Source organism: Desulfobacterales bacterium (assembly GCA_028704555.1).
In the GTDB taxonomy this organism is placed as follows: domain Bacteria; phylum Desulfobacterota; class Desulfobacteria; order Desulfobacterales; family JAQWFD01; genus JAQWFD01.
The window spans coordinates 1-4,522 of the sequence record JAQWFD010000080.1; the positions used below are offsets into that span (position 1 = coordinate 1).

At 49.7% G+C, this 4,522-nt stretch carries 4 protein-coding genes; all 4 read left to right on the top strand.

What is annotated here, in order from left to right:
* Positions 1-838 (top strand): glycoside hydrolase family 88 protein (locus tag PHQ97_15895; protein MDD4394215.1); only part of this gene is annotated, 838 nt, incomplete at its 5' end.
* A complete protein-coding gene (locus PHQ97_15900; protein ID MDD4394216.1) occupies positions 825-1,478 on the top strand; it encodes a GPP34 family phosphoprotein in 654 nt (217 codons plus the stop codon). The genes PHQ97_15895 and PHQ97_15900, both read left to right, overlap by 14 nt.
* Positions 1,479-1,651: 173 nt before the next feature.
* Complete coding sequence (locus PHQ97_15905; protein MDD4394217.1) at positions 1,652-3,943, top strand: hypothetical protein; 2,292 nt, start codon at positions 1,652-1,654, stop codon at positions 3,941-3,943.
* On the top strand, positions 3,940-4,522 hold a 583-nt coding region (locus PHQ97_15910; protein MDD4394218.1), incomplete at its 3' end, for a Gfo/Idh/MocA family oxidoreductase. The genes PHQ97_15905 and PHQ97_15910, both read left to right, overlap by 4 nt.

The following is a 4,522-nucleotide window of genomic DNA, read 5'->3' on the forward strand; positions in this document are numbered from 1 at the left end:
TAAAGACACAGCCCTGCTTGAGAAACTGGCAGCCCGGTATGCTCTTGAAAAGACCCGGGCCGTTCCCAACTCGGCGAATCATGTGGATGTAAATGTCTATGGTATCCTTCCCCTGGAGTTGTACCGTGTCGGAATGGGGCGCGGATTTCTGGAAGAGGGGCTGAAACTGGCTGACGGCCAATGGCAGGATACTTTACCCGTAGGATTAACCAGCCAGGCCCGTTTCTGGATAGATGACATCTGGATGATAGGAAGTCTGCAGATTCAGGCGTACCGTGCTACCGATGACAACAAGTACCTGCAGCGGGCAGCAGAGGTAATTGATGCCTACATAAAAAATCTTCAGCAGCCTGACGGTCTTTTTTTTCACGGGAACAACGGCCCGTTTTACTGGGGCAGGGGAAACGGCTGGGTAGCGGCTGGTTTGGCCGAACTGTTGAGCGAATTGCCTGAAAGTGATGCCCGCTATTCTTTTATCCTCGGCCGATACTGTAAGATGATGAAAACGCTGCTCCGTTACCAGGCGGAAGACGGCATGTGGCGACAATTAATAGACAGGGAAGAGTCTTTTAAAGAAACTTCGGCGACCGCTATGTTCGGGTATGCCATGACTGTTGGCGTGAGGAAAGGTTTGCTGCCTGGGGAAATATACGGCCCGGCTATTGACAGGGCCTGGAATGCACTGACCCAATACATAGACGCCCGGGGAATGATCCGGGAGGTTTGTGTGGGCACGGAGCAAAGTACCGATTTAAATTTTTACCTGACCCGTCCGCGCGTTACCGGAGATTTGCACGGACAGGCACCTTTACTTTGGTTTGCATATGAATACCTCTGAAAAATTTTTACTGCTTATCCAGCATCCCGTAAAATCCCGGTTTCTGGTATCGGAACCCGAGAGAAGAGCCGGACTCATCGGTTCGGTGTTACTCGATCTGGTATATGGACATAATCTGGAGACCGATAATAAAAAGCTGATAGTAAGAACAAATAAGACCGAAGTATCTGAAGCGCACAGATTAATTCTGCAAAAAATTGATGAGTCAAAACAGATCCGGAAGACAAGGTTTTGGATTGAAAAATTATTCCGTCAATCGGGGAATTATCAAAAAAGACTTCTTAATGATCTGGAAAATAAGAAGATAATAAAAATTATACCCAGACAATTCCTTTTTATCAAATATTACAGATCGCGGCTGGTAAACACGGCCGTAAGGGATAACCTTATTGAAGAGATCCGGGATATTATTTTCAAAAATAAAAAGGCAGACAATGAGAATGCCCTTATTCTCGGGCTGATTGAGGCTTGTAATATGTATAAAATAATCTGCCGGGACAGGTTCGAAAAAAAGATCTGTAAAAAGGAATTAAAAGAATTAAGGCAAACGGTTTTATTTCCCCCGAATCTGGACTTGGTAATTAAAGGGATACAAGCTGCTATAAGAGAGGCCATTATGGCCTATGGAGCAGCTATATAATAGAGAACATCTCCCAGAACGAGTCTGGTGCGCAAGTCGTGTGCAACTGGTGCGCAAGAACCTCACAAGATATTTTCCATTCTGATACAAAAACCTTATTTTTACACAGCGCTTATTTTTCATTAAAACCTGATGAGGTCCTTTGTTTTTAAAGTTTTACAGCCAATCACTTTATGAATAAAAAAATTATCACGGGTATTATATGGGCCCTTTTTATAGGTTTTGCCCTAACCATGCTGGTCGCAGGTACTGTCGATACCATAGCCTGGGGATGGCCGGCTGCTCTGCTCATGACGCTCATAGTCCTCATTCTTGTTTTTGCCGGAGCTTTAGGAGCTGTTGCCCTTGTCAAAGGACTGGCCCGCATCAGTTTCTGGCTTTTCGTGGCCCTGGCATGCGGCATTCCTGTGATGTTGCTGTTTTTTAACCTGGGCATGCCCGGCATGTTGATCGTGTATACGACCATCGCCGGCTGCTGCATTCTGATCGGGATCGGTGTGTCGCTGTTAAGAACGAAACGGGCCGAGGTGAAAAAAAAACACCGGATCCTGGCCATCCTGTGCCTGGTCGTTGGTGTTTGTGCCCTGGCCGGCGGTTTGACATGGCTGCTGCATCCCGGAAAACCGGCCGAGATGCCGCGGTATGCAGCCGTCTCGGCCCAAAACCTGCCTCCCGTCCTGGAAATGAGCAATCCCGGTGAACCGGGGCCCTACACGGTTTGTTCTCTTTCCTACGGGAGCGGGGAAGACAAGCACCGGGAGGAGTTCGGAGAGGGTGCCGCCTTCATCACAACTCCGGTGGACGGGTCCACATTCCTGGAGTCATGGAAGGGATTCAGCGGAAAAGTTCGCACCTGGTATTTCGGCTTTGATCAGAAGAAGTTGCCTCTCAATGGCCGGGTATGGTATCCTCAGGGCGAGGGACCGTTTCCGCTGGTGTTGATTGTACACGGGAACCACCTGGCTCAGGATTTTTCTGATCCGGGGTACGAGTACCTCGGCACATTGCTGGCCTCCAGGGGTTATATTCTGGTCTCGGTTGATGAGAATTTTCTGAACGGCTCCCATTACGATATTTTCAAAGGACTTGGGAGCGAGAATAATGTGCGGGGCTGGCTGTTGCTCAAACACTTGCAGTTCTGGAAGAAATGGAACTCGGAGGAGAATAATCCTTTTTACGGAAAAGTGGACATGGAGCGCATAGCCCTGATTGGTCATTCGCGGGGCGGTGAGGCCGTAGCCCATGCGGCGCTTTTCAACCGTTTGCCTTATTATCCGGACAATGCCAACGAGGAGTATGATTTTAATTTTAACATCCGTTCAATTATAGCCATTGCGCCCTGTGACGGCCAATACCAGCCCGGGTTCATGCGCACACCGCTTATCGATATCAATTACCTGGTGCTGCAGGGCTCGCACGATGCCGATGTATCGTCCTACCAGGGCATGCGTCAGTTTAACCGGGTGCGATTTACGGAAGGATTCGACGGCTTCGTGGCCGGAATCTACATTTGGGGTGCCAACCATGGTCAGTTCAACAGCGTATGGGGCCGGACCGATTTCCGCGCTCCGCGCATCAATTTTTACAATCTGGGACAATTACTGAGCCGTGAGGACCAGATGACCATTTCAAAAACCTATATCAGCGCTTTTCTGGATGCCACACTGGGAGGCCGGAAAGACCTGAGGAAAATGTTTATTGATCACCGCCATGCCCGGCACTGGTTGCCCGAAACCGTTTATCTGAGCCAGTATCGGGCACCCGGAGTCACTTACATAGGAACTTTTGCCGAGGACCTGGACCTGACCACCGGAACGATCCCGCAGAGTAAGATTCAATCCTGCGATCTGAGTATCTGGCGCGAGCAGGCATTACAACTGAGCTGGGGCGACTCCGATACACGAGCCCTCACCCTGGGCTGGAACACTACCCGGTGTGATACCCTCGCCCCCGTCTGGCAGATCAGCTGGCCGGACGGTGCTCTCACTTCCGGGGAACAAGCCGCAGTGATTTCGGGATATCCCGTTCTGACATTCTCGCTGGCCGCTGCTGACGAAAAAGCCGATCCCCCCGGAAAGGAAAAAGAAAAAGAAAAGGAAGAGGAAGGTGAGAAGGGTGAAGAAAGTGAAAAAGTTGCTGAGAAGATTTCAGATGATGCCGAGTTTATCGACTTTACAATACGCCTGACAGACCGCAACGGCTCCGTTTTGGAATTTCCGCTCAGTGACTTTTCTACTGTTCAGCCGGTTATAAAACGCACCCTTACCAAACTGGCTTTTATGCAGAAACAGTCAAAATCCGAAACCATTCTCCAATACTGTTACTTCCCGCTGGAACGCTATGCAGCCGTCCGTCCCGATTTTGACTTTGAGCATATTATCTCCCTCGGCTTTGTCTTTAACATAACTCCGGAAGGAGTGGTTATAATAAATAATTTAGGTATTTCGTCAATTTCACAGTTATGAAAAGATTTTTTTACATCGCAACAGCATTTTTGGCTGTGGCGTTTCTGCTATCGTGCAACAACAACCAATATTTAATCAATTTTCCGGAGCCTCCCCGTGAGCCGGGGGTTAAAGATGTACTGGAACTCAGGTGCGAGCCGCTGGATACGGTGCGCATTGCCTTTATCGGCCTGGGAATGCGCGGCTCGGAAGCGGTGCGCCGGTATACTTTCCTGGAAGGTGTCCGGGTGGTGGCGCTTTGCGATGTGGTGCCTGAAAACGTGGACAATGCCAACGAGATCCTTGTTGCAAAGGGTTTGCCCCGGGCCGAGTCTTATACCGGTCCCGAAGACTGGAAACAGGTTTGCGAACGGGCCGATGTAGATCTGGTGTATGTCTGTACCCACTGGGACTTGCATACACCTATTGGCGTTTATGCCATGGAGCACGGAAAACACGTAGCACTGGAGGTTCCGGCGGCGCTGACCGTTGAGGAGTGCTGGCAGTTGGTTAACACGGCCGAAAAGACCCGCCGTCACTGCATTCAGTTGGAGAACTGCAATTATGACTTCTTTGAGATGGCAACCCTGAACATGGTAC

Bases quoted from the DNA above. Each gene is read 5' to 3' on its own strand.
- PHQ97_15905 (MDD4394217.1), top strand. From the start codon at position 1,652: ATGAATAAAAAAATTATCACGGGTATTATATGGGCCCTTTTTATAGGT.
- PHQ97_15900 (MDD4394216.1), top strand. From the start codon at position 825: ATGAATACCTCTGAAAAATTTTTACTGCTTATCCAGCATCCCGTAAAA.